The 25,554-nt window shown below is 70.5% G+C and carries 22 protein-coding genes; 3 read left to right on the forward strand and 19 right to left on the reverse strand.

The window, feature by feature from the left end; translation table 11 throughout:
* Positions 1-2: 2 nt before the first annotated feature.
* The gene (locus tag PHZ_RS09710; protein ID WP_012522316.1) at positions 3-2,147 is read right to left on the reverse strand and encodes a ComEC/Rec2 family competence protein; all 2,145 of its coding nucleotides are present in this window, start codon (positions 2,145-2,147) and stop codon (positions 3-5) included.
* Positions 2,148-2,217: 70 nt separating this feature from the next.
* Between PHZ_RS09710 and gltX the strand changes: the two genes are divergently transcribed.
* Positions 2,218-3,624: a glutamate--tRNA ligase gene (gltX, locus tag PHZ_RS09715; RefSeq protein WP_012522317.1), complete on the forward strand. Its 1,407-nt coding sequence runs from the start codon at positions 2,218-2,220 to the stop codon at positions 3,622-3,624.
* A 57-nt stretch (positions 3,625-3,681) separates the two neighbouring features.
* Positions 3,682-4,965 (forward strand): citrate synthase, encoded by a 1,284-nt coding sequence (gene gltA / locus PHZ_RS09720; RefSeq protein WP_012522318.1) that lies wholly within the window; start codon positions 3,682-3,684, stop codon positions 4,963-4,965.
* On the opposite strand, the gene lpxB is transcribed toward gltA, so the two are convergent.
* From lpxB to sidA, 18 genes are all read right to left on the reverse strand, one after another.
* On the reverse strand, positions 4,962-6,140 hold the full coding sequence (gene lpxB, locus PHZ_RS09725; RefSeq protein ID WP_012522319.1) for a lipid-A-disaccharide synthase: 1,179 nt from the start codon (positions 6,138-6,140) through the stop codon (positions 4,962-4,964). The two genes, gltA and lpxB, sit on opposite strands and share 4 nt — an antisense overlap.
* Complete coding sequence (gene lpxI, locus PHZ_RS09730; RefSeq protein WP_012522320.1) at positions 6,137-6,976, reverse strand: UDP-2,3-diacylglucosamine diphosphatase; 840 nt, start codon at positions 6,974-6,976, stop codon at positions 6,137-6,139. Before lpxI ends, lpxB begins: the two co-directional genes overlap by 4 nt.
* Positions 6,976-7,773, reverse strand: a complete 798-nt coding sequence (gene lpxA / locus PHZ_RS09735) for an acyl-ACP--UDP-N-acetylglucosamine O-acyltransferase (RefSeq protein ID WP_012522321.1) — start codon at positions 7,771-7,773, stop codon at positions 6,976-6,978. Before lpxA ends, lpxI begins: the two co-directional genes overlap by 1 nt.
* Positions 7,774-7,777: 4 nt before the next feature.
* Positions 7,778-8,248, reverse strand: coding sequence for a 3-hydroxyacyl-ACP dehydratase FabZ (fabZ, locus tag PHZ_RS09740; RefSeq protein WP_012522322.1), 471 nt, complete (start codon positions 8,246-8,248; stop codon positions 7,778-7,780).
* On the reverse strand, positions 8,238-9,269 hold the full coding sequence (lpxD, locus tag PHZ_RS09745; protein ID WP_012522323.1) for a UDP-3-O-(3-hydroxymyristoyl)glucosamine N-acyltransferase: 1,032 nt from the start codon (positions 9,267-9,269) through the stop codon (positions 8,238-8,240). Before lpxD ends, fabZ begins: the two co-directional genes overlap by 11 nt.
* Positions 9,270-9,309: 40 nt before the next feature.
* A complete protein-coding gene (locus PHZ_RS09750; RefSeq protein WP_012522324.1) occupies positions 9,310-9,960 on the reverse strand; it encodes an OmpH family outer membrane protein in 651 nt (216 codons plus the stop codon).
* A gap of 7 nt (positions 9,961-9,967) precedes the next feature.
* Positions 9,968-12,349: an outer membrane protein assembly factor BamA gene (gene bamA / locus PHZ_RS09755; protein ID WP_012522325.1), complete on the reverse strand. Its 2,382-nt coding sequence runs from the start codon at positions 12,347-12,349 to the stop codon at positions 9,968-9,970.
* 29 nt (positions 12,350-12,378) lie between these two features.
* On the reverse strand, positions 12,379-13,593 hold the full coding sequence (gene rseP / locus PHZ_RS09760) for an RIP metalloprotease RseP (RefSeq protein WP_012522326.1): 1,215 nt from the start codon (positions 13,591-13,593) through the stop codon (positions 12,379-12,381).
* Between the two features lie 16 nt (positions 13,594-13,609).
* Positions 13,610-14,800 (reverse strand): 1-deoxy-D-xylulose-5-phosphate reductoisomerase, encoded by a 1,191-nt coding sequence (gene dxr, locus PHZ_RS09765; RefSeq protein ID WP_012522327.1) that lies wholly within the window; start codon positions 14,798-14,800, stop codon positions 13,610-13,612.
* Positions 14,791-15,615 (reverse strand): phosphatidate cytidylyltransferase, encoded by an 825-nt coding sequence (locus PHZ_RS09770; protein WP_012522328.1) that lies wholly within the window; start codon positions 15,613-15,615, stop codon positions 14,791-14,793. Before PHZ_RS09770 ends, dxr begins: the two co-directional genes overlap by 10 nt.
* Positions 15,593-16,381, reverse strand: coding sequence for a polyprenyl diphosphate synthase (uppS, locus tag PHZ_RS09775; protein WP_407946763.1), 789 nt, complete (start codon positions 16,379-16,381; stop codon positions 15,593-15,595). The genes PHZ_RS09770 and uppS overlap by 23 nt, the downstream gene beginning before the upstream one ends.
* A 24-nt stretch (positions 16,382-16,405) precedes the next feature.
* A complete protein-coding gene (gene frr / locus PHZ_RS09780; protein WP_012522330.1) occupies positions 16,406-16,972 on the reverse strand; it encodes a ribosome recycling factor in 567 nt (188 codons plus the stop codon).
* Between the two features lie 45 nt (positions 16,973-17,017).
* Entirely contained in the window at positions 17,018-17,737 is a 720-nt protein-coding gene (pyrH, locus tag PHZ_RS09785; RefSeq protein WP_012522331.1) for a UMP kinase, read from the reverse strand.
* Positions 17,738-17,834: 97 nt separating this feature from the next.
* Positions 17,835-18,770 (reverse strand): translation elongation factor Ts, encoded by a 936-nt coding sequence (tsf, locus tag PHZ_RS09790; protein ID WP_012522332.1) that lies wholly within the window; start codon positions 18,768-18,770, stop codon positions 17,835-17,837.
* A gap of 84 nt (positions 18,771-18,854) precedes the next feature.
* Entirely contained in the window at positions 18,855-19,742 is an 888-nt protein-coding gene (rpsB, locus tag PHZ_RS09795) for a 30S ribosomal protein S2 (protein ID WP_012522333.1), read from the reverse strand.
* Positions 19,743-19,916: 174 nt separating this feature from the next.
* Positions 19,917-20,606: a GNAT family N-acetyltransferase gene (locus tag PHZ_RS09800; RefSeq protein ID WP_012522334.1), complete on the reverse strand. Its 690-nt coding sequence runs from the start codon at positions 20,604-20,606 to the stop codon at positions 19,917-19,919.
* Positions 20,607-20,667: 61 nt separating this feature from the next.
* Positions 20,668-24,114: a DNA polymerase III subunit alpha gene (dnaE, locus tag PHZ_RS09805; protein WP_012522335.1), complete on the reverse strand. Its 3,447-nt coding sequence runs from the start codon at positions 24,112-24,114 to the stop codon at positions 20,668-20,670.
* A 28-nt stretch (positions 24,115-24,142) separates the two neighbouring features.
* Complete coding sequence (gene sidA / locus PHZ_RS23760) at positions 24,143-24,241, reverse strand: cell division inhibitor SidA (protein ID WP_041373403.1); 99 nt, start codon at positions 24,239-24,241, stop codon at positions 24,143-24,145.
* A gap of 130 nt (positions 24,242-24,371) precedes the next feature.
* Between sidA and PHZ_RS09815 the strand changes: the two genes are divergently transcribed.
* A complete protein-coding gene (locus PHZ_RS09815; RefSeq protein ID WP_041373404.1) occupies positions 24,372-25,553 on the forward strand; it encodes a hypothetical protein in 1,182 nt (393 codons plus the stop codon).
* Position 25,554 lies beyond the last annotated feature (1 nt).

Raw genomic sequence — 25,554 nt, forward strand, 5'->3', positions numbered from 1 at the left:
CCCTAGCGCCCCCTGGGGTCGAAGCCCCAGGTCCAGGGCCTGCGTCCGCGCAGGTCCTGGCTCCAGGCGATGCGCCAGCTTCCGTCGCTCCGCCGCCAGAGTTCGGCCGAGCCGCCGGCGCGGAAGTCGGCGCCGGTCAGCACCAGCGGCGCCCCGCAGCTCTCCGGGCGGAAGTCGTTCCTCAGGATCACCACCTCTGCCGAGCCGCAGAGGGCGTCAAGGCGGCCCGGCTTCAGCGGCCGGCGCAGGTTCCAGGCGGCGGAGACCCGCATCGGCGCCCCCGCCCCCGGCGCACAGCTCCAGCGGTCGCAGTCGAATCGTTCGTCCCGCTCGGCCTCCGAGGTCAGCGGCGTCAGGCCCCGGCGGCGGGCCCACAGCTCGGCCCCGAACAGCTTCACGTCCGGACGCAGCAGCACCGCCTCGCGCCCCTCGCGGACCGCCACGGCGGCGCCGTCGGCGCTGATCCACAGGTCCGGCGTCGCCGGTCGCGGCGCCCAGAGCACCGACAGGGCCAGCGGCAGGCCCGCCCAGCGCAGCCGTCCTCGCCACAGGCAGACGAAGAGCAGGCCCACGAACGAAGCCGCCAGCGTCCAGGCCGGCGCGCTGGGAACCAGCGTCTGGGCCATGGGGGCCGAGGCCGCCGCTGCGGCGATGCGGTTCATCAGCTCGATCGCAAGCCCCGCCGCCTCCAGCGGAATGCGCCCGAGGCCGAAGGGGGCCAGCGCCGCGCCGAGGGCCAAGGCCGGCATCAGAAGGAAGGTGGAGATCGGCGCCACGGCCAGGTTCGCCAGCAGGCCCCAGGTGGAGACGCGGTTGAAGTGCTGGATGGCGAACGGCCCCGTGGCCAGGCCCGCGACGAAGCTGACGGCCAGGCTGGCGGCGGTCCAGGTCACGACCGCCTGCGGCAGGCGGATCCACCAGGGCGCCTCGATCTCGCGGATCGGCCGGGGCCAGCCCTCGGCCAGCGCCACCAGAGCGGCGGTGGCGGCGAACGACATCTGGAACCCGGGCTCGGTCACCGCTTCCGGCTGGAGGAGGAGCACCCCCATGGCGGCCAGGGCCAGGGCGTGCAGGCTAATCGCCTGCCGGTCGGCCAGGACGGCGGCGAAGGCCACCGCCGCGGTGATCGCCGCCCGCTCGGCCGGCGGCGGCGCGCCCGACAGCACAAGATAGCCGCCGACCGCGGCCAGACCGACCAGCGCCGCCACCTTCTTGCCCGACACCCGCAGCGCCAGCCACGGCCAAGCGGCCACCGCCAGGCGGGCGGCGGCGAAGGTGAAGCCGCCCACGATCGCCATGTGCAGGCCGCTGATCGAGATGATGTGCGCCAGGCCCGAGACGCGCAGGTTCTCCACCTGCTCGGGCGGAATGAACGCCTCGTGGCCCGTGGTCATCGCCGCCGCCAGCCCGCCGCTCTCCGGGCCGAGGGTCTCGACGATCCGCCGGGTCAGCGCCCAGCGGACAGCGTTCACCCGCATCGTCAGCCGCAGCCGCCAGGGCGCCACTGTATCGGGCGTCCACCACTCGGGCGGCCGCAGCGCCAGACCGACCCCGCCGACGCTCTCGAAGAAGGCGTCGCGCGCGAAGTCGTAGGCCCCGGGGCTGGCCGGAGGCGGCGGGGGATTGAGGATGGCCAGAACCCGCACGCCCTCGCCTGGCGCCGGCACAGGCGTTCCGGGGCGGAGCGTCACGCGCACCCGGATGGGCGTGGTCTCGGGCGCCCACGAGCCGATCCGGACGGGCGCGATCAGCAGGCGCTGGCCGCCCTGGCCCGGCGCGGCCACGTCCACCACCCAGCCTTCGACCGGCTGCGGCCTCGCGCCCGCGACGGCGACCGGCGCCTTGACGCTCTCGGTGCGCAGCTTGGCCACGGCGAAGCCGCCGAGGCCGAACGCCGTCAGCGCGAGGGCCACCACCACGGGGCGCGGGCCCGCCCAACGCCCCGCGGCCAGGAGCAGCGCTGCGGCCGCCCCGAGCAGCAGCCAGGCGACCCAGGCCTGCGGCTCCCGCATCAGCGCGAAGTAGGCGCCGCATCCGGCGCCGAAGGCCACGGGCGTCCACAGGGTCCAGCGGTCGGCCTGCGCCTCGACCTGGTCGCGGAGCCAGGCCGCGTGGGCGCGGAGGCTGGAAGCACGCCGAATCCGCATGCTAAGAGGCGCCCCCAAGTGTTCAGCTCCGGCGTTATCCGCCAGGGCCGCCCCAACCCCTCCGAGATCGATGCCTGACCGTCCCGTCCGCACCCGGATCGCCCCCTCGCCTACCGGCATGATGCACATTGGCACGGCGAGGACCGCCCTGTTCAACTGGCTTTATGCCCGCCACACGGGCGGCAAGTTCCTGCTGCGCATCGAGGACACCGACCGGGAGCGTTCGACCGACGAGGCGGTGAAGGTGATCTTCGACGGCCTGAAATGGCTGGGCCTGGACGCCGACGAGCCGCCGGTGTTCCAGTTCGCCCGGGCCGACCGGCACCGCGAGGCCGCCGAGACGCTGCTGGCGCGCGGCGGCGCCTATCGTGATTACATGACGCCCGAGGAGCTGGAGGCGGAGCGTGAGGTGGCGCGCGCCGAGGGCCGGGTCGTCCGCTCGCCCTGGCGCGACGCCTCGCCCAACGACGCCCCCGACCGCCCGTTCGTGGTGCGGCTGAAGGCGCCGCAGGAGGGCGAGACTGTCATCCAGGACGCGGTGAAGGGCGAGGTCCGGTTCCAGAACAAGCAGCTGGACGACCTGATCCTGCTGCGCACCGACGGCACCCCCACCTACAACCTCGCCGTGGTCGTGGACGACCACGACATGGGCGTGACGCACGTGATCCGCGGCGACGACCACCTGAACAACGCCGCCCGCCAGACGCTGATCTATCAAGGCCTCGGCTGGGAGGTCCCGGTGTGGGCGCACCTGCCGCTGATCCACGGCCCCGACGGAGCGAAGCTGTCGAAGCGCCACGGCGCCCAGGCGGTCAGCGAGTTCGACTCCATGGGCTACCTGCCCGAGACCATGCGCAACTACCTGGCCAAGCTGGGCTGGGGCCACGGGGACGACGAGATCTTTTCGGATGAGCAGGCGATCGCCTGGTTCGACATCAATGACGTGGTCAGCGCGCCGGCCCGCCTCGACTGGGCCAAGCTGAACCACCTGAACAACCACTACATCCGCCAGGCCGAACCCGCGCGCCTCGCCGAGCTGGTCAAGACGGTGCTGGCGAGCCGCGACTGGCCCCTCGAGGCCGGGGACATGGCGGTGATCGAGCGCACGATCCCCTTCGTCCGCGACGGCGCCAAGACGACGCTGGAGCTGGCCGACAACGTCGTCTTCGCGCTCAAGCGCCGGCCGCTCGAGCTGCCCGAGAAGACCCGGACGCAGATGACCGAGGAGCTGCGCGGGCGCCTTTCGCGCCTGCGGGAGGCGCTGGCCGCTGTCGAATACTGGGACGTGCCGTCGCTCGAGGCGGCGCTGCGGGCGTTCGCGGAAGCCGAAGGCGTGGGCCTGGGCAAGTTCGGACCGCAGCTGCGCGCCGTGCTTTCCGGCGGCGCGCCGGCCCCCGATCTCGCAGGCGCGATGGTCGCGCTGACCCGCGACGAAAGTCTAGGACGGCTCGACGATGCGCTTTCACCGTCCGCGTAAACCGCTATAAGGCCGCTCGAACGAGCGTTTCATCTCGCACCCGCGAAAGGAGTCCGCATGGGCGACACGGCGAAGATCGGCATCGGCGGCAAGGACGTTGAGCTCCCGGTCCTGAAGGGGACGGTTGGCCCCGACGTGGTCGACATCCGCAAGCTGTACGCGGAGACCGACACCTTCACCTACGATCCGGGCTTCACGTCGACCGCCTCTTGCGAGAGCAAGATCACCTTCATCGACGGCGACAAGGGCGTGCTGCTGCACCGCGGCTACCCGATCGACCAGCTGGCGGAGAAGTCGAGCTTCCTCGAGGTCTGCTACCTGCTGCTGCACGGCGAGCTGCCCACGGCGGCCGAGTTCACGACGTTCGAGCACAACATCACCTATCACACGATGGTGCACGAGCAGTTCGACCGCTTCTTCCAGGGCTTCCGCCGGGACGCGCACCCGATGGCGATCATGGTCGGCGCGGTCGGGGCCCTCTCGGCCTTCTACCACGACAGCACCAACATCGACGATCCCGAGCAGCGGATCATCTCGGCTCATCGCATGATCGCCAAGATGCCGACGATCGCGGCGCGGGCGTTCAAGTACTCGAAGGGCCAGCCCTTCATCTATCCGCGCAACGAGCTCTCGTACGCCGAGAACTTCCTGCGCATGTGCTTCTCGGTCCCGGCCGAGGACTGGAAGCCGAACCCGGTCCTGACCCGGGCGATGGATCGCATCTTCATCCTGCACGCCGACCACGAGCAGAACGCGTCGACCTCGACCGTCCGCCTCGCCGGCTCGTCGGGCGCCAATCCGTTCGCGTGCATCGCCGCCGGCATCGCCTGCCTCTGGGGCCCCAGCCACGGCGGGGCGAACGAAGAGGCGCTGAACATGCTGGCCGAGATCGGCTCGGTGGACCGCATCCCCGAGTACGTCCAGGGCGTGAAGGACCGCCGCTACCGGCTGATGGGCTTCGGCCACCGGGTCTACAAGAACTACGACCCGCGGGCGAAGGTCATGCAGACCACCTGCCACGAGGTCCTGGCCGAGGTCGGTCACTCGGACGACCCGCTGCTGAAGGTGGCGATAGAGCTCGAGAAGATCGCGCTCAACGATCCCTACTTCATCGAGCGCAAGCTCTACCCGAACGTCGACTTCTACTCGGGCATCACCCTGCGCGCCCTGGGCTTCCCGCCGGACATGTTCACGGTGCTGTTCGCCCTGGCCCGCACCGTGGGCTGGATCGCGCAGTGGAAGGAAATGATCGAGGATCCGTCCCAGAAGATCGGCCGCCCGCGCCAGCTCTACACGGGCGCCGCCCAGCGCGACTACGTGCCGGTGGAGAAGCGGGGCTAAGCAGCCCCCTTCCCTTCCAGGACTTTCAGGACTGCAGACGCGGCGGCCTCGTTCGGATCGGGGCCGCCGCGTCCCATTTTGTCGAGGGCCGCGTACTGCCGCTCGACCTGCCGGCGGCGCAGATCCGCATCGTCCAGGCGCAAGGCCGCCTCGCGCGCCAGGGCCGGGCCGTTGCAGTCGTCCTGCAGCAGCTCCGGCGCCACCGCCTCGCCGGCGGCGATATTGAACAGCGTCACATACCTCGTGGTGATCAGCCGCTTCAGGATCGCATAGGTCAGCGGCGCGAGCCTGTAGCCGACCACCATCGGACAGCCCGCCAGCGCCAGTTCGGTCGTCACCGTGCCCGAGCAGGCCAGGGCCACCGTCGCGGCCTTCATGGCGTCGAGCTTGCCGGCTTCCCCCTCCACGACGTGCGCGCGGTTCGGCCAGCCGGCGACCCGGGCCCGGACCATGTCGGCCACCGTCGGCGCGGCGGGGATCACGACGTGGAGCTCGGGCCGCTCGGCCTTCAGCCGCAGGACCGCATCCTCGAACGCCGGCAGGACGCGCTGGATCTCGCCCGGGCGGCTGCCGGGCAGCACCAGGAGGATGGGATCGTCAGGCCCTGCGCCGATGCTCCGGCGCAGGCGGGCCGGATCGGCCCCGCCGAAGTCGATCGCCAGGGCCGAGTTGCCGACGAAGGTGGTCGGCAGGCCCTCGGCCTCGAAGTACGGCGCGTCGAAGGCGTGGATCGACAGCAGGTGGTCGTAGGTCGCCGCCGTGGTCTTCCCCCGGCCCGGCCGCGAGGCCCAGACCTGCGGGCCGACGTACTTCACGAGCGGCATGCCCGGACGGGCCCGGCGCAGTCGCTGGGCTACGCGAAGGGTGAAGCCCCAGGAGTCGATCAGCACGGCGACGTCGGGCTTTTCGCGCGCGGCGATGGCGGCGGCTTCGCGGGCGCGGCGGATCACCTTCGGATAGGCGGCGAGCCCCTCGAGCAGGCCCAGCACCGACAGCTCGGCGATGTCGAACGGGCTGTCCAGCCCCTCGGCCCGCATCCGCTCGCCCCCGACGCCGACGAACCGGACTCCCTCGCCCAGCCGCCGCCGGAGCGCCCGCATCAGGCCCGCTCCCCGGTCGTCGCCGGAGGCCTCGGCGGCCACCAGCATGACGGTGAGCGGCCGGCCCGCGGTCATCGGCCTTCTGGCTCCACGCCGAAGATGAACACGCCGAGCTCGTCGGCCAGCGAGATCACCGCCTCGCGGTCCAGCACGATGACCCGCCCCGCCTCGCCCACGATGCCGGCCAGACCAGCCCGCGCCACGCCCTGGACGGTCGCCAGGCCGATGGTTGGCAGGTCCACCCGGGTCTCCTGGATCGGCTTGGGCGCCTTGGCCAGCACGCCGCGGCCCGCCCCCGGCCGGCCGCGCAGGTGCGCCGGCAGATCGGCCACGCGGGCCAGCATGGCGTCGGTGCCCTCCTGCGCCTCCACGGCCAGGACGAGGCCCTGGGTCACCACGGCGGCCTGGCCGATGTCGAGCCGGCCCACGGCGCGAGCCACCTCCAGCGCGCGGTCGGCGTCGCGCAGGTCGTCGTCCGAGCCCCGCGCCCGGCCAAGGAAGCCGGACGGCAGGGTGAGGTCGTCCATCACCTCGTGCGCGCCCTCGACCGCGAAGCCCTCGGCCTCGAACTCCTCGACCAGCAGGCGCAGCAGGGCGTCGTCGCCCTTGCGGGCCGCGGCGACGGCCCGGGGCAGCAGCTTGAGCCCCCGGAGGTCGGGCATCAGGCTGGTGAAGTCCGGCCGCGCCACGATGCCGGCCAGGCAGACCGCCTCGCACCCGGCGCGCTTCAGCGCCTTGATGCACTTGCCCACCTCGGCGATGCCGACCTCGGCGCCGGCGTAGGGCGCGAGCTGGGCGCCCGCGAAGCCTTTCAGCCGGATGACGAAGAGCGGCCGGCCCGAGCGTTCGCAATGCTCGGCGATCTCGACGGGAAGGCCCCCGCCGCCGGCGATCAGCCCCAGCTTCTTCATCAGACTTCGCGTTCGGGCAGGCAGAGGGGCCGGCTGGCGTCGGCGCGGATGAAGTCGATGATCTCCATCACCTGCGGGCTGTCGGCGTAGGTCTGGGCGGTGTCCTCCAGGCGCTCCTGGAAGGTGCCCTCGTCGGCGAACAGCAGCCGGTAGGCGGCGCGCAGGGTGTTGATCGTCTCGCGGTCGAACCCGCGCCGCTTCAGGCCCACGAGGTTCAGCCCCTCGAGATGGGCGTGGTTGCCCCACACCGAGCCGTAGGGGATCACGTCCTTCACCACGGCCGCCAGGCCGCCGATCATGGCGTGGCGGCCGACGCGGGTGAACTGGTGGACCGCTGCGAGGCCGCCCACGATCACATAGTCGCCGATCTGGCAGTGGCCCCCGAGGGTGGCCTGCTTCGTCAGGATGACGTTGTCGCCCACGATGCAGTCGTGCCCGACATGGCTCTCGATCATGTAGAGGCCGTTCGAGCCCACGCGCGTCACGCCCCCGCCGTGCGGCGTGCCGATGTTCATCGTGGCGTGTTCGCGGATCAGGTTGTTGTCGCCGATGACGAGCTCGGTGTCCTCGCCCTTGTAGGCGGTGTGCTGCGGCGGCCCGCCGAGGACGGCGAACGGATGGACGTGGTTGTTCGCGCCCAGGGTCGTGCGCCCCTCGACCACGACATGGGCGTGCAGGCGCGTGCCGGGGCCGATCCTCACCGCCTCGCCGACGATGCAGAAGGGGCCGATGCTGACGCCGTCCGCCAGCTCGGCGCTGTCGGCGACGATGGCGGTGGGGTGGATCTCGACGGCCAAGCGCTCAGGTCTCCACGACCATGGCGGCGAACTCGGCCTCGGCGGCCACCTTGTCGCCCACCAGGGCCTGACCCGCGAACTTGAAGACGTCGCCGCGGTGACGGACCACGCGCACCGGCATCCGCACCACGTCGCCTGGCCGCACCGGCGAGCGGAAGCGGCAGTTGTCGGCCGACATGAAGAAGATCGCCTTGCCGGCGGTGTCCACCTCGAGCGATTTCGACATCAGGACCGCGCCGGTCTGGGCCATGGCCTCGATGAGCAGCACGCCCGGCATCACCGGATAGTCCGGGAAATGCCCCTGGAAGAAGGGCTCGTTCACCGTCACGCACTTGATGCCGACGATCGACTCCGAGGGCTTGTACTCCTCGCAACGGTCCACCAGCAGGAACGGATAGCGGTGCGGGATCCGCTCCAGCACCTCGGTGATGTCGATCTGCGTCGGGTCCTGCCCCGCCGGCGCCTTACGCGTCATTCCCAGCCCCTTTACCGTCCGGCCCCCTGCGGTTCGCCATCCGGGCGAGCCACGCCGTTTCCTTCAGCCAGTGCCGGATCGGACGGGCGGGCATGCCCCCCCATGTCTCTCCGGCCGGGATGTCCTTCATCACGCCGGCCGCCGCGCCCACCCGGGCGCCGGCGCCGATGGTCACATGGTCGGCCACGCCGGCGCGGCCGCCGAACTGGGCGCCCTCGCCGATCTCCACGCTGCCCGAGATGCCGGTGTGGGCGGCCATGACGCAGTTTCGTCCCACGCGGACGTTGTGGGCGATCTGCACGAGGTTGTCGATCTTGGTGTTCTCGCCGATCACGGTGTCGTCGAAGGCGCCGCGGTCGATGGTGGTGTTCGCCCCGATGGTCACCCCGTCCTGGATGATCACCCGGCCGAGCTGCGGGATGTCGATCAGGCCCTGCGCCCCGGCCGTCGCGCCGAAGCCCGGCTCGCCGATGACCGCGCCGGCCAGGATCCGCACCCGGTCGCCGAGCAGGGCGAAGCCGAGGGTGACGTTCGCCCCGATGTCGCACTCGCGGCCGATCGCGACGCCGGCGCCGACCACGGCGTTTGGGCCGATCCGGGTCCCGCGTCCCACCTTGACCCCCGGCCCCAGCACGACCCCCGCGCCCAGCTCGACGCCCGGCTCCAGCACCACGTCGGGCGCAATGGCGTCCGATCCGACCGCACGGGGCCGGTGCAGCGTCTGCGCCGCCAGCGCATAGGCGCCGTGCGGGTTGCGGGTGACGAGCGGGATGCAGCCATCGGGCAAGACGCTTGCGTCCCTGGCCTGGACGAAGCAGGCGCCTTCCAGGCGAGCGAGGCCCGGCAGGTGCTTGCGGTCGGTCAGGAAGGTGACGGTGTCGGGCCCCGCGTGGGCCAGCACCGCCGCGGCGCGGATCAGGCGGGCGCCGTCGGCGCCTGCGGGCAGGTCCGCCCCGCCGAGCTTGGCCAGCTCGGCGAGGGGAACCGGTCCCAGGTCTTCGTAGAAGCGCGGATCGGGCATGGTGCGCCTTGGCGGGCTCGCTCCGCGCTCCGTCGGCCGACTAGCGGCGCGGCTGTTGCGTCTGGGCGGCCGGAGCGGGCTGGGCCGCCGGCTGGTCCAGGCGCTCGCGGTCGAAGGCGAACTGGGTGATCTTGGCGTTCAGCGCCGTGACCACGCCCTGGGTGATGTCCATCGCCGGGTTGCCGATGATCACCGAGTCCCGGTTCAGCAGCACCGAGCACTGGCGCTGCTGGTAGACCTGACGGATCAGGGGCTCCATCTCCTGGCCCACGCGGCCGATCGCCTTCTGCTCGGTGGCGGCGACTTCGCGCTCGCGCAGCTGCGCCTTGCGCTGCAGGGCGTTCGCACGGACCTGCAGGGCCGAGGCGCGCTGCTCGAGGGTGGTGCGGTCCAGCGTCGCGCGCTGGCCTTCGAGCTGCTTGCTCTCGTTCTCGATCCCGGTGCGCTCGCCGTTCAGCTCGGCGTTCGTCTGCTGGATGATCTGCTCCATCCGGGTGTTGACGTACTTGCCGACCGCCGAGCCCGCGATGGCGCCCTGGACGCTCATGATGCAGATGCCGGGCAGCGCGGGGCCGTGGGTCACCGGCGGCGGGGCGTTGGTCTGGGCGACGGCCTGGGCGTTGGCCGCGCCGGCCAGCGCCAGAGCGGCGGTCGCGGCGCATCCGGCCGCGGTGAAGGTCTTGAAGTTCATATGTTTCCTAGAACCTGGTTGAGGTGGAGAACCGGAAGGTCTCGGTCTTGTCGTAGTCCTCTTTGGCCAAAACACGGCTGAAGTCGAACCTGATCGGACCCATGGGCGAACGCCAGAAGATGCTGAGGCCCGCCGACGCCCGCAGGGACAGGTCGTCCTGGACGTTGGGGTCCCGCGCGCCCAGCGGGCACTCGGCGGTGCCCGGCGGCGGGCACTGCTTGTCCTCCTTGTCGAGGAGACCCAGGGTGCCGAAGTCCGAGAACAGCGCGGCCTTGATGCCGTACTGCTCGGGCAGGAAGGTCGGCACCGTCAGCTCGACCGTGCCGATGGCGTAGGCCTTGCCGCCCAGCGAGTCGGCGCGGGTGAACGAGAGGTCGCGCGGGCCGATGCCAGCGGTCTCGAAGCCACGGAAGGTGTTGCCGCCCTTGTAGAAGCGATCGTTGATCCGGACGTTGTCGCCGCCCCAGCCCTCGACGTAGCCGGCCGAGCCGGTGAGGCTCAGGATGAAGTCGCGGGTGAAGCCGTGGTACCAGCCGCCCTCGGCCTCGGTGCGGACGTAGTTCACGTCACCCGCCAGGCCGGCGAAGTCCTGCACGAAGTCCACGTAATAGCCGCGGGTCGGGTTCAGGTAGTCGTTCCGCCGGTCGAACCGGATGCCGTAGCCCACCAGCGAGGTGATGAACGAGCCCCGCTGACCGCAGATCGCCAGCGCCAGCAGCGGCTGGCTCGGATCGCAGTAGAAGTCGTCGATCTTGATCTCGTCCTGGCGCAGCGAATAGCGCAGCGACCCGCGGGCGTTCAGGCTGAGCGGGAAGTTGGCCCGCAGCGTCGTTCCGACCGTGGCCGTCTCGTACGAGGTGTAGTCCGACAGGTCGTAGCGGTAGCCGTAGAGGTCGATGCCGGCCGCCACGTCCCGGCCCAGGAACCGCGGCTCGGTGAAGGAGAAGTCCAGCTGCTGGCGCAGCGAGCCCACCGAGACGCGCGCACGCACGTCCTGGCCGCGGCCGCGGAAGTTGCGCTGGGTGACGCCGAGGTCGAGCACGAGCTGGTCCACCGACGAATAGCCGGCGCTGAACGACAGCTCGCCCGTGGGCTGCTCCTCAACCCGCACCTGCAGCGCGGTGCGGTCCGGCGCCGAACCCGGGGTCTCGGTGATCTCGACGTCCTTGAAGAAGCCCAGGCCGCGGACCTGCCGGCGGGAGCGGTCGACGAGCGCCCGGTTGTAGGCGTCGCCCTCCACCACGCTCATCTCGCGACGGATCACGTAGTCCAGCGTCTGGGTGTTGCCGACGATGTCGATGCGGTCGACGTACACGCGCGGTCCCTCGCGGACCTGGAACGTCACGTCCACTTTCCGGGTCTCGCGGTTGGCCTGGTAGTTCGGGCGCACGTCCACGAACGCGAAGCCGGCGGCGCCCGCCGCGAAGGTCAGCGCGTCGGTGGCCTGCTCGATGACCTCGTCCTGGTAGGTCTCGCCCGAGCGGATCGGCAGCAGCGAGGCCAGCACCGCCTGGTCGAGCTTCTGCAGCTCGGTCTCGACCTTGATCTCGCCGAACTCGTACTGCGGACCTTCGTCCAGGGTGTAGGTGACGACGAAGCCGTTCTTGTCCGGAGCCAGCTCGGCCACGGCCGAGGAGACGCGGAAGTCGTAGTAGCCGCGATTGCGGTAGTGCTTGCGCAGCTGCTCCTTGTCGTACTCGAGCCGGTCCGGATCGTAGTTCGCGTTGTTCGAGAAGAACTTGTACCAGCGGCTCTCCTCGGTCACGACCACGTCGCGCAGGTCGTTGTCCGAGAAGGCCCGGTTGCCGAGGAAGTTGACCGACAGGATGCCGCTCTTGGGGCCCTCGTCGATCTTGAAGATCAGGTCCACCCGCTTCTGCGGCAGCTCGATGATCTGCGGCTCGACCTGGGCCGAGATCCGCCCCGAGCGGCGGTAGAGCTCGACGATCCGCTGGACGTCGCTCTGCACCTTGGCGCGGGTGAAGATGCCGCGCGGACGGATCGACACCTCGTCGCGCAGCTTGTCCTCCTTCAGACCCGAGTTCCCCTCGAAGATCACCCGGTTGATGATCGGGTTCTCCTCCACGGTGATGATCAGGTCGCCGTTCTGGAAGTCGATCTTCACGTCGGCGAAGAGGTCGGTGCGGAACAGCGCCTTCAGCGCCAGGTCGATGCGCTCGGGATCGACCTGATCCCCGACCTGGATCGGCAGGTACGAGACGACGGTCGCCTGCTCGATCCGTTCGTTGCCCTGCACCAGGATCCGCTGGATCACCCCGCCCTGTTCCTGCTGGGCGAAGGCTAGCGTCGGCGCGACGAGGGCGGTCGAGCCCAGAAGCAGGGCAAGGCCGGAGGCGAGCGCGGCGCTGCGGGCGCGGGTCTTGAGCATCGAATCAGCCGTTTTGTGAGACCGAGGGCCTAGGAGAATAGGCCGCCGAACAGATTGAACACACGCAGGCGCTGCAAATCGTTCCAAGTCGCGAACAACATCAAACCGAGGACGAGCGCAAGGCCCACCCGGTACCCTGCAGCTTGAACCTTGGCGGCAAGAGGGCGCCTTGCGACCGCTTCGTAGGCGTAGAACAGCAGGTGGCCGCCGTCGAGCACCGGCACCGGCAGCAGGTTCATGAAGCCGATGCTGACCGAGATCAGCGCCGCGAGCTGCACGAGGTTGAGGCCCACGCCCATCAGCATGTGGCCGAGCGAGGGGGCGTTCTCGGCGCCGAGCTGGGCGACGTTCTTGGTGACGCTGGCGATTCCCAGCGGGCCGCGCAGCTGGTCGGTCCCCACCTGGCCGGTCACCATGCGCCCCAGGTAGTAGACGCTGGTCTCCAGGACGTTCCAGGTGCGCTGCACGCCCCCGGCCAGGGCCTTGATCGGGTCGTACCGGACGCGGACGAAGTCCTCGGGCCGCTGAGCCGGAACGAGGCCCAGCACGCCGACGCGCTGCTCACCGGCCACGGCGTCGGTCTGGGTCTCCCAGCGCGGCGTCGCCGTCAGGGCCACCCGCTCGCCGCCGCGCTCGACCACGAAGCGGGTCGGCACCTCGGCCCGGACGCGGACGAGCTGCTGCACCTCGTCGAAGCGGCGCACGGGCCGGCCGTTGGCCTCGACGATCAGGTCGCCGGGCCGGAAGCCGGCCGCGGCGGCGGCGCTGTCGGGGTTCACCTGGGCCACCCGGAACGGCAGCACCATCTCGCCGAACGACATCAGCAGGGCCGCGAAGATCACGATCGCCAGGGCGAAGTTCGCGAACGGGCCCGCCGCGACGATGATCGCCCGCTCCCACAGCGGCTTGAAGTGGAAGTATTGGGTGAGCGCGCCCTCCCCTTCCCGCTTCACCAGGTCCTTGCGCATCGCGGCCAGGTCGTCGGCGTCGGGGATGGAGGCCATGTTCTCGTCGCCGGCGAAGCGGACGTAGCCGCCGAGCGGCAGCCAGGCGACGCGCCACTCCACGCCCTGCCGGTCCCGCCAGCTGGCCAGCGCCTTGCCGAACCCGATGGAGAAGCGGTCGATCTTGGTGCCCAGCCACTTGGCGGCCAGGAAGTGGCCCAGCTCGTGAACCGTGACCACCACGCCCAGCACCAGCAGGAACGGGATCACGTAGAGCAAGACGGTCTGCAGGAACTGCATCAGGCGATCTACTCCATCAGGCCCGGGCCAGGCCGCTCACGACGTCGTCCGCCACGCGACGCGCCTGCGCGTCGGTCGTCCTGGCGCTTTCGACAGCGTCGCCGTTGTCCGCTGCGAAATCCATGCCGTCCAGCCGCTCGAGCGTCTCGGAGACGACCGCACTGATGTCGAGGAAGCCGATCCGGCGGTCAAGGAACGCCGAGACCGCGCGCTCGTTGGCCGCATTCATCGCCGCGGGCGCATAGCCGCCGGCGCCCAGCGCCTCCTTGGCGATCCGCAGCGCCGGGAACCGGTCGAGGTCCGGGTGCTGGAACGTCAGCGGGCCGGCCGTGACGAGGTCCAGCTTGGGCGCGGGCCAGGGCAGCCGGTCGGGCCAGGCGAACGCGCAGGCGATCGGCGGGCGCATGTCGGGCGGGCCGAGCTGGGCCAGCGTCGATCCGTCGGCGTACTCGACCAGGCTGTGAATGATCTGCTGGGGATGAACCAGGACTTCGATCCGCTCGGGCGGCATTGAGAAAAGGTAGGCGGCCTCGATGACCTCCAGGCCCTTGTTCATCATCGTCGCGGAATCGATCGAAATCTTGGCGCCCATCGAGAAGTTCGGATGGTTGAGCGCCCGCTCGGGCGTCGCGGCGGCCATCTCGTCCCGGCTCGCATTGCGGAACGGGCCGCCCGAGGACGTCAGGATCAGGCGCGAGACCTGTTCGGCGACGGCCGGGTCCAGCACCTGGAAGATCGCCGAATGCTCGGAATCGACCGGCACCACGGCGCCGCCGGCGAGCTTGGCCGTGCGCAGCAGGGAGGGGCCCGCGCAGACTAGGCTCTCCTTGTTGGCCAGCGCGATCACCGCCCCGGCCTTCGCCGCCGCCAGGGTCGGGGCCAGCCCCGCAAACCCCACGATGGCCGACATCACCCACTGGGCGTCGGCCGCCGCCACATCGGTCACCGCCGTCTCGCCGGCGGCGGCCTCGATCCCCGAGCCCTGCAGCCGCTCTCGAAGCCTCGGCAACGCGCTTTCATCTTGAATGACAGCGACTTGCGGCCGCCACTTCAGAGCCTGGTCGGCCAGCCGTTCGACGTTTCGCCCGGCGGTCAGGGCGACGACGTCGACCTCGACGCCGGCCTGTTGGAACAGGTCGAGGGTCGAAACCCCCACCGAGCCCGTGGATCCCAGGACGCTGACCTTACGCGGCAGATTCAATGCCATCCCCAGATGTTGGCGAGACGCACCACAGCCATCACGACCACGGCGAACATGAGGCCGTCCACGCGGTCGAGCAGGCCCCCGTGACCCGGAATGAGGTCGCCCGAATCCTTCACCCCGAACCGGCGCTTGAGCGCCGATTCCCACAGGTCGCCGGCCATGGTGGCCAGGCCCACCGACAGGCCGACCAGGGCCGCCGCGGCGAGGTTGAGGTCGAAGGCGCGAAGCGAGGCCATCGCGAGACCCGCCAGCGACGAGGCGGCGAGCCCGCCGACGAATCCCGACCAGGTCTTGTTGGGCGAGAACCTCGGCCAGAGCTTGGGCCCCTTCAGCAGGCTGCCGACGGCGAAGGCGCCGATGTCGGCGGCCCAGGTGGCCGCGAACAGGGTCATCATCCACCAGTGGCCCTGGTCGGTGGAGCGCAGCCAGACGAGGCAGATGGCGGCGGGGGCGATGTAGATCACGCCGAAAGCGGCGTCCGCCGGCCGCTCGGCGACGCCCCGAGCCACCAGGGCGGCGGCGGCGGCGCCGACCGCCACCGCCGTCCAGGCCAGCAGGTCCTGGTCCTGATAGGCGAGGAAGACGGCGGCGAGGACGGCCACGGTCACGGCGGCCGAAACGCGGGTCGGGGCGACCGGCGCGCTCATGCCGCCCCACTCGAGGGCCAGCAGCGCCACACCGATGGCGATGAGGACGAGATAGGGCCAGCCGCCGATCCAGGCCGCGCCGACCGCGGCCGGCCCGATCACGACGGCCGAGGCGATCCGCAGGCCGAGGTTGGACCAGTCGAAGCGCTTAGCCGGCGGCGAGGACGTCATCGGCCACGATCGCGCCATAGCGTCGGTCCCGGGCGGCGAAGGCGGCGAGCGCCGCCTTCAGGTGTTCGGCCCCGTAGTCCGGCCAGAGCACGTCCTGGAAGACGAGCTCCGCGTAGGCCGCCTCCCATAGGAGGAAGTTCGACAGGCGCTGCTCGCCCGACGGGCGGATGATCACGTCCGGCGGCGGGGACCCGGCGGTCGCCAGGAAGCTTGCGAACACCCGCTCGTCCAGGTCGGACGGCCGGGCGCGGCCGGCGGCCACCTCCTCGGCGAAGCGCCGGGCGGCGTCGGCGATGTCGGCCTGACCGCCGTAGTTGAAGGCGATGTTCAGGAAGAACCGGTCGTTCCGCGCCGTGCGCGTCTCGGCGTCCTCGATGATCCGCACGAGTTCGGGCGAGAGGCCGGCTCGGCGGCCGATCACGCGCACGCGCACCCCTTCCCGCTCGAGCCGGCCGATGTCGCTCTCGAAGTAGCGCTTCGGCAGGGCCATCAGCTCGGCCACCTCGGCGGCCGGCCGGCTCCAGTTCTCGGTGGAGAAACCGAAGACGGTCAGCCAGCGGATGTCCTGCTCGGCCGCGGCCGAGACGGTGCGCTTCAGCGCCTCGACGCCCTCGCGATGCCCGAGGGTGCGCGGCAGGCCGCGGCGTTTGGCCCAGCGGCCGTTGCCGTCCATGACGATGGCCACGTGCAGGGGCCGCTCCGCCGCGCCCGGCTGGGGCGTGGACGCAGGCGGCGTCTTGTCTTGTGCGGCCATGCTGTGGGGGATCCTACGAGGCGGCTGACGCGCGCGTCAGACCTGCATGATCTCTTGTTCCTTGGTTTTCAAGGCTTCGTCGATGCGCTTGATGGCCTCGTCGGTCATCTTCTGGACCTCGGTCTCCATCCGCTTCTCTTCGTCCTGGCTGATGACGTTGTCCTTCTGGGCCTTGCGCAGGTCCTCGTTGGCGTCGCGGCGGATGTTGCGCACGGCCACGCGCTGCTGCTCGGCGTAGCGGCCGGCGATCTTGGCGAGGTCCTTGCGGCGCTCTTCGGTCAGCGGCGGGATCGGGATCCGCAGGGTCTGGCCGTCGACGACCGGGTTCAGGCCCAGGTCCGACTGGCGGATCGCCTTCTCCACCGAGACCACCATGCCGCGGTCCCAGACGTTGACTGTGATCATCCTCGGTTCGGGCACGGACACCGCCGCCACCTGGGTCAGCGGCATGGACGAGCCGTAGGCGTCCACGTGGATCTGGTCGAGCAGGCTGGCCGAGGCCCGGCCCGTGCGCAGCGAGCCGAACTCCTCCTTCAACGCCGCAACGGCCTTGTCCATGCGGTCCCTGTACTTGGAAAGCACCGGCTTCTCGGTCGTGGCCATGCGGATCTCTCCCGTGCGAAGTCTGTTCGGATCGAAACTAAGCCGTCAGGCGATCGTCGTGTAGACGCCCTCGCCCTTCAGCACCTTGAGGAAATTGCCCCGCTCGCGGATCGAGAAGACCACGATGGGAATCTGGTTGTCGCGCATCAGGCTCACGGCCGAGGCGTCCATGACGCGCAGGTCCTTGGCGAGCACGTCGGTGTAGCTCAGCGTGTCGTAGCGCTGCGCGTCGGGATCCTTCTTGGGGTCGGCGGTGTAGACGCCGTCCACGCTGGTGCCCTTGAACAGCGCCTCGCAGCCCATTTCGGCCGCGCGCAGGGCCGCGCCGGAGTCCGTCGTGAAGAACGGCGCGCCCACGCCGGCGGCGAAGATCACCACCCGGCCCTTCTCGAGATGGCGGATGGCGCGACGGCGGATGTAGGGCTCGCACACCGCTTCCATCGGAATGGCCGACTGCACGCGGGTGTAGACGCCGATCTTCTCCAGCGCCGCCTGCAGCGCCAGGGCATTCATGACCGTCGCCAGCATGCCCATGTAGTCGGCGCTGGCCCGTTCCATGCCGCGCCCCGCCAGGGACACGCCGCGGAAGATGTTGCCGCCGCCGATCACGAGGCAGAGCTGGACGCCCGTGCGGACCACCTCGGCGATGTCCTCGGCCGTGCGCTCGAGGGTCCCCGTGTCGATTCCGAACGGCTGGTCGCCCATCAGGACTTCGCCCGACACCTTCAGGAGCACTCGGTTGTAGCGCGGTTTGGCGTCGGTCATGGCGGGTCCGGGATTCTGGTACGCGGAAGGTAGATACATCAAGGGCGCGGCGCGCGTCGAACGCGCCGCGCCCCTGAAGGCTCTTTCAGGCGAACGCCTAGGAGGCGCTGGTCATCGAGGCCACTTCGGCCGCGAAGTCGTCCTGCTTCTTCTCGACGCCTTCGCCCAGGGCGAAGCGGACGAAGCCCTTCACCGACACCGGGCCGCCCGCCTGCTTGGCGGTCTCGGCGATCAGCTCCTCGATCGTCTGGTCCGGATTCATGACGAAGGGCTGCTTCAGGAGCACGACCTCTTCCTGCCACTTGCGGATCCGGCCCTCGACCATCTTCTCGGCGATCTCGCGGGGCTTGCCCGACTCCATCGCCGTCTGGGTCTGGATCTCGCGCTCCTTGGCCACGGCCTCGGGGTCGAGATCGCTGGAGTTGAGCGCCAGCGGCGGGGTCGGGGTGCCGGCCACGTGCATGGCGATCTTGCGACCCACGTCCTTCAGCACCGCCTGGTCGCCGGCGCCTTCCAGCGCGACGAGCACGCCGAGGCGGGCCACGCCTTCGCCCTGCACGTTGTGCAGGTAGAGGGCGACGGCGCCGTTCTCGACCCTCAGGCGCTCGCTGCGGCGCAGGCGCATGTTCTCGCCGATCGTGGCGATCAGGCCGGTGACCAGGTCGTTGACCACCTCGCCCTCGGCCGTCTTGGCCTCGTGCAGGGTCTCCAGCGCCTCGTGCACCAGGGCCGTCGCGGCGATGCGGCGAGCGGCGTCCTGGAACTTCTCGTTCTTGGCGACGAAGTCGGTCTCGGCGTTCAGCTCGATCAGCACGCCGGACTTGCCGTCGGCGCTCACGAGGCCCGCGACGAGGCCTTCAGCCGCGGCGCGATCGGACTTCTTGGCCGCCTTGGAGAGGCCCTTGGTGCGCAGCCAGTCGGCCGCAGCTTCCAGGTCGCCGTTGTTCTCCTGCAGGGCCTTCTTGCAGTCCATCATGCCCGCGTCGGTTTTTTCGCGCAGTTCCTTGACCAGCGCAGCGGTGATCTCCGCCATGGTGGGCTCCTTTGGTCTGAATCGGAACGAGCCCCCTCATGAGGGCTCGCCGTGAGAGTTTCGTGTCGGCAGGCCCCGAGGGGCTTAGCCGGCTTGTTCTTCGCTCGACGCTTCGGCCGGAGCGGCCTCGGCGGCCGGAGCAGCTTCAGCAGCCGGCGCGGCTTCAGCGGCCGGGGCCTCCTCGGCGGGAGCTTCCGGGGCCGGGGCTTCCGGCGCCAGCTCGCGGGCCAGCGTGGGCTCCACCGGAGCTTCCGAGGCGCCGAGGTCCACGCCCGAGGCCGCCTGGCCGGCGGCGAGGCCGTCGAGGATCGCGTCGGCCATCAGGTCGCAGTAGAGCTGGATGGCGCGGGCCGCGTCGTCGTTGCCCGGGATCGGATAGGTGATGCCGTCCGGATTGCAGTTCGTGTCCAGGATGGCGATCACCGGAATGTTCAGCTTCCGGGCTTCCTGGATGGCGATCGCTTCCTTGTTGGTGTCGATCACGAACATCAGGTCGGGAATGCCGCCCATGTCCTTGATGCCGCCCAGGCTCAGCTCGAGCTTGTCGCGCTCGCGGGTGAGCTGCAGCAGTTCCTTCTTCGAACGGCCCTGGCCCTCGCCGCCGAGAACCGATTCCAGCTCGCGCAGGCGGGCGATCGAGTTCGAGACGGTGCGCCAGTTGGTGAGCGTGCCGCCCAGCCAGCGGTGGTTCACGTAGTACTGGGCGCAGCGCTTGGCCGCCGTGGCGATCGGCTCCGAGGCCTGCCGCTTGGTGCCCACGAACAGGATGCGGCCGCCGCCGGCGGCGACTTCGCGGACCTTCACCAGCGCCTGGTGCAGCAGCGGGATCGACTGCGACAGGTCGATGATGTGGATGTTGGAGCGGGCGCCGAAGATGTACTTGTCCATCTTCGGGTTCCAGCGGTGCGTCTGGTGGCCGAAGTGGGCGCCGGCTTCCAGCAGCTGGCGCATGGAGAATTCAGGCAGAGCCATCGTCTGTATCGTCTCTTTCTTCCGGTTGAACCGCCGCAGGCAACCCTCCGAAGAGGACCGGAACGGACAAGGACGGGATGTCTCCCCGGCCAGGCCGCACGCCCGCGTGTGGAATGAGGCGCGGATGTAGGGGCTGCGCGCCGGAAATGCAAGCTTTCGCCGCCCGCCGGCCGGTCAGGCCGGGTCCAGGAAGACCACCTCCACCGCCCGCCGACGTCGCCAGCCCAGCCGTTCGTAGAGCGCGATCGCCGTGACGTTGTGGTCGTAGACGTGCAGGAAGGCTTTCTCGCCCCGGGCGACGATGGCCCGGGTGACCAGCCCCATCAGGCCGGCCGCATAGCCGCGCCCCCGGAAGTCGGGGTGGGTGCATACCGCGCTGACCTCGGTGTAGCCCGGCAGCCGCAGGCGCTCGCCCGCCATGGCCGCCAGCCGCCCCCCCTCCCGCACGCCGATGAAGTCGCCCAGGCGGTGCGTGCGGCTGAAGAACGGTCCGGGCCGGGTCAGCGTCGCCAGCTCCAGCATCTCGTCCGCGTCCTCGTCGCCCAGGCGGACGACCTCGAAGCCGACGGTCGGGAACGCCGGATTCTCGGCCACCATCTGGCTGATCGGATCGCCCGGCGTGATGCGGACCCCCTCCAGGGCCCGGGGCGGGTCGGCCTCGAACAGCGCGGCCGGCCCGGTTTCGCGGACGAGAGCCGCCAGCCGTGCGAGGCTCTCCTCCGAACGGTCGGCCGCCGCGGCGAACAGGCCGTACTCGGGCGCGAGCCGGCGCGCGCGATCGTCGCCCAGCGCGAGGCCGGCTTGGCGTGTGGACAGCGCGGCCCATGCGGCCCGGTCCAGCGGATGCTGAGAAGGGTCAGTCATCGGCGGACAATGCCGTCGCGGCCCCGGTCGGTCTGGCGGTTTCCGGACGCATCGCGGGCGCCTAGAGATCCTCGATGAACACCACGCCGGGGGCGGTCTTGAGCGCGCCGCGCACGGCCCCGTCCAGGGTGAAGCGGCCGGGCAGCTTCAGCTCCACCTCGCGCCCGCCGTCCAGCCCCGCCACCAGGATGACCTCGCCGCCCCGGGTGTTGGTCACCCCCTCCAGGCGGCGTTTCAGCGCTTCGATCTCGGCGCTGCGCGGGGCCACGTGGACGCGCAGGCCGGCGACCACGTTCTCGATGGCCTTCTCCACCGGCTCCACGTCGTCCCCGAAGAAGCGCACCTCGCCCTCGCTGGCCTTCGCCCTCACCTTCAGGACCACGGCCCTGCCGGGCTCCAGCAGGTCGCGGCACTTGCGCAGCGACTCGGGCGGGAACAGCACCTCGTACTCGCCGGTCGGATCCGAGAACGTCACGAAGGCGAACTTCTCGCCGGTGCGCGACGGGCGCTCCTGCTTGCGCCGGATGACCCCGGCCATCCGCAGGGCCTCGGCGCCGGCCACCGCCCGGGCGATCGCGTCGGTCAGCAGGTCCGTGCGCTTGCGGCGCAGCGCCTCGACCATGTCGTCCAGCGGGTGGCCCGACAGGTAGAAGCCCACCGCCGCCAGCTCCTCGTCCAGCCGCTCGGTCGGGGTCCAGGGCTCGGCCCGCGTCAGCCGCGGCCGGTGGCCGCCCGACAGGTCGTCGCCGAACAAGCTGACCTTGCCCTCGGCACGGTCCGCGGCCAGCGCCTGGCCGTGGCCCACCAGGGTGTCCGCCGACGCGAGCAGCTCGGCCCGGTTCGGATGGATGGCGTCGAAGGCCCCGGCCCGCGCCAGGGTCTCGAAGGTGCGCTTGTTGACCTGCTTGGGGTCGATGCGCTCGACGAAGTCGAAGATGTCGCGGAACGGCCCGCCCTCGCGGCGCACCTGAACCACATGCTCCATGGCCTGCAGGCCGACGTTGCGGATGGCGCCGAGGGCGTAGAGCACCTCGCCGTTCTCCACCTCGAAGTCAGCGCCGGAGCGGTTCACGCACGGCGGACGGATCTTCACGCCGAAGCGCTTGGCGTCCTGGTAGAACACCGAGAGCTTGTCCGTGTTGGCGATGTCGAGGCTCATCGAGGCGGCGAAGAACTCGACCGGCGCGTTCGCCTTCAGCCAGGCGGTCTGGTAGCTGACCACGGCGTAGGCCGCGGCGTGGGACTTGTTGAAGCCGTAACCGGCGAACTTGTCGACGAGGTCGAAGATGGCGCCCGACTGGGCCGCAGGCACGCCCTTGGCCTCGGCCCCGGAGACGAACCGCGCGCGCTGCGCCTCCATCTCCTCCTTCTTCTTCTTGCCCATGGCGCGCCGCAGCAGGTCGGCTTCGCCCAGGCTGTAGCCCGCCAGGATCTGGGCGATCTGCATCACCTGCTCCTGGTAGACGATGATGCCGTAGGTCTCCTTCAGCACCCCTTCCAGCAGGGGGTGAAGGGTGTCGATCGGCTTGCGGCCGAACTTGCAGTCCACGAACGCCGGGATGTTGTCCATCGGGCCCGGCCGGTACAGCGAGACGATGGCGGTCACGTCCTCAATGCTGGACGGCCGCAGCTGGCGCAGGGTGTCGCGCATCCCCTGCCCTTCGAGCTGGAAGACCCCGATGGTCTGGGCGTTGCTCATCAGCTCGTAGGTGGGCCCGTCGTCGAGCGGCAGGGCGTTCATGTCGACCGCCGCGCCGCGCTTCTCCAGGTGCTTCACCGCCCGGTCGATGACGGTCAGCGTCTTCAGGCCAAGGAAGTCGAACTTCACCAGGCCCGCGCTCTCGACCCACTTCATGTTGAACTGGGTGGCCGGCAGCTCCGAGCGGGGATCGCGGTACAGCGGCGTCAGCTGGGTCAGCGGCCGGTCGCCGATCACCACGCCGGCGGCGTGGGTCGAGGCGTTGCGGTAGAGGCCCTCCAGCTGCAGGGCGACGTCGAGCAGGCGCGCCACCGCCTCGTCGCGGGCGGCCTCCTCCTTCAGCCGCGGCTCGATGTCCAGGGCCTGGGCCAGGGTCACCGGATTGGCCGGGTTGGCCGGCACCATCTTGGCCAGGCGGTCCACCTGGCCCAGCGGCAGCTGCATCACCCGGCCGACATCGCGCAGCACGGCCCGCGCCTGCAGCGTGCCGAAGGTGATGATCTGGGCGACCTTGTCCCGGCCGTAGCGCTGCTGGACGTAGTTGATCACCTCCTCCCGCCGCTCCTGGCAGAAGTCGATGTCGAAGTCGGGCATCGAGACCCGCTCGGGATTCAGGAAGCGCTCGAACAGCAGGCCGTAGCGCAGCGGGTCGAGGTTGGTGATGGTCAGAGCGTAGGCGACCAGCGAGCCCGCGCCCGACCCCCGCCCCGGCCCCACCGGGATGCCGCGCGCCTTCGCCCACTTGATGAAGTCCGAGACGATCAGGAAGTAGCCCGGGAATCCCATCTGGGTGATGACCTGGATCTCGCGCTCCAGGCGGGCCTCGTACTCCTCGGCCGGGAAAGCGTTCGCCTGGCCCGCGGCCATGCGGGCCCTCAGCCCCTCGCGCGCCTGGTGCGCCAGCTCCTCGGCCTCGGATCGGCCCTCGTCGGTGAAGCTCGGCAGCAGCGGATCGCGCTTGTGCACCATGAAGGCGCACCGCCGCGCGATGTCGAGGGTGTTGTCGCAGGCCTCGGGCAGGTCGGCGAACAGCGCGCGCATGTCGGCCGGCGACTTGAACCAGTGCTCGGCGGTCACCCGCCGGCGCTCGTCCTGGCCCACGAAGCTGCCGTCGGCGATGCACAGCAGCGCGTCGTGCGCCTGGTGCATCTGCGGGTTCTTGAAATAGACGTCGTTGGTGGCGACGAGCGGAACGTCCTCGTCGTAAGCGAAGGCCACCAGTTCGCCCTCGGCGGCGGCTTCGGCGGGCAGGCCGTGGCGCTGCAGCTCGACGTAGAAGCGACTGCCGAACGCCCGCTTCATCTCGGCCAGGGCCGCCCGGCCCTCCTTGACCTTCCCGGCGGCGAACAGGTGGTCCACGGGGCCGTCGGGGCCGCCCGACAGCAGGATCAGGCCCTCGGACCGCTCGACCACCTTGGTCCAGGGAACGTGCGGCTCTTCCGAGGCGTCCACGTCCAGATAGGCCGCCGAGGACAGTTCGCAGAGGTTGAGATAGCCCTGCTCGCTCTGCGCCAGCAGCATGATCGTCGGCGTCTTGGCCCAGCGTTCGGGCGGGCGGTCGCCGATGCCGCTGACCGGCAGGGCGCAGCCGATGATCGGCTGGACGCCGGATCCCTTGGTGGCGACCGAGAACTCCAGCGCGCCGAACAGATTGGCCCGGTCGGCGAGCGCGACGGCGGGCATGCCCCACGCCTTGGCCAGGTCGCCGATCTTGTCGGCCTTGATCGCGCCTTCCAGCAACGAGTAGGCGGAGCGGACGCGGAGGTGGACGAAGCCTGCGTCAGCCGTGGCCGGGCCCTCTCCGCTCAAGCTCGCCGCCTCCCCCATCCGCATGGCGTCAGCCCATCTGGGACGCCACGACGCACACCATCCAGACAAAGCTGGCCACCGACATAAACGCCAGCGATTCCCGGGCGAGACGAACCATCTGCGGCATCCTTCCTGTGGGCGTCCCTGTGGAAAAGCCGAGGGACAACCGTTGCGTTCCTTGTTCGTTCTTATTCGCCTTTTGTTCTCGTCGTCAAGCCTGCTATAGCTGGGCCGTGGACAATGGGGATGTGCGGACCATGAGGACATTTGCAGCGGCCATCGCCCTGGCCTTCTCCTGCAGCGCCGCGACGGCGGCGACCGAAGCCGACGTGCGGCTGTTCCAGCTCGAGGCCACGGCCCCGGCGGATTGCGCCGCGCCCGCCGCCGGGCAGGGACAGCCGATCGAAGTCCCGGACACCCTCGACCCCGACGCCCAAGCCGCCCTCGCCGCCGGGGTCTTCCTCGCGCTGCACGACCCCTCCGGCGCCGGAACGTGGCCGATGGCGGACATCGGCGCGGCGGGTCCGTGCCGGCTCGCCCGCTTCGAAGCCGACGGCGTCGTCTGGACGATCTCGGGCGCTGACGGGCGAGCGCCACCGAGATGGATGCAGGCTCCGGGGCGCGAAGGCGTGTTCTACGTCGCCCGCGGCCCGGCCCTTCCGGACGCCCTCGCCTGGAGCCGGACCCGTCAAGGGCTGCCGCCGAGTACGCAGCCGCCCGCCTACTACCTGGCCGGGACCACGGCCGGCGAGCACTACGTCTTCCGGATCTACGATTCCTTGCCCGACACCCGCCGGCTCGCCGACGACCTTTCGGCCCTCCTCGAGACCCAGGCGCCGCCGCTGGCGGTGCTGGCCGCCGGCGACGCCGTGACCCTGTTCCGGGAAACGACCTCCGGCGTTTACGCGGAGATCTTCCGCCCCGGCGCGATCACGCCGGACCGGCCGGCCAAGCTCTACGGCGCCGACGGGCGGTTCTTCTCCGGCGGCTTCGGCGAGGACTGGCGCCTACGGGGTTCCGGTTTCGTCTGTCCCGCCGCGTTCGGGGCGTTCGAGCGGGCCTACGGGGCGATCCTCAATCCGTCCGAAGAGGCGATGGACGTGAGCTGCGGCTACGCGACGGAGGAGAGCTTCATCACCATCTTCGTCTCGCGCGCGCCCGACGTCCGCGGCGACAAGGCCTACTTCGCCAGCGTGATCTCCGACGCAGAGGGGGCGCTGGAACAGCCACGGAAGCTGAAGGACCCGCCCACCGGCCGGAAGTGGCCGATCCAGGCCGGCCGCGCGTGGGTCGACAAGGCCGGCCTGATGCAGGAGGTGATGCTGATGCGGCGTGGCGAGCACATCGTCGAGTTGCGGGGAACCTACATCCTCGACGACGTGCAGGCCGCGGGCGAGACGCTGATCAAGCTGATCGAGCTGCTGCCGCCTCCGAGCTGAG

This window comes from Phenylobacterium zucineum HLK1 (assembly GCF_000017265.1).
GTDB lineage: Bacteria > Pseudomonadota > Alphaproteobacteria > Caulobacterales > Caulobacteraceae > Phenylobacterium > Phenylobacterium zucineum.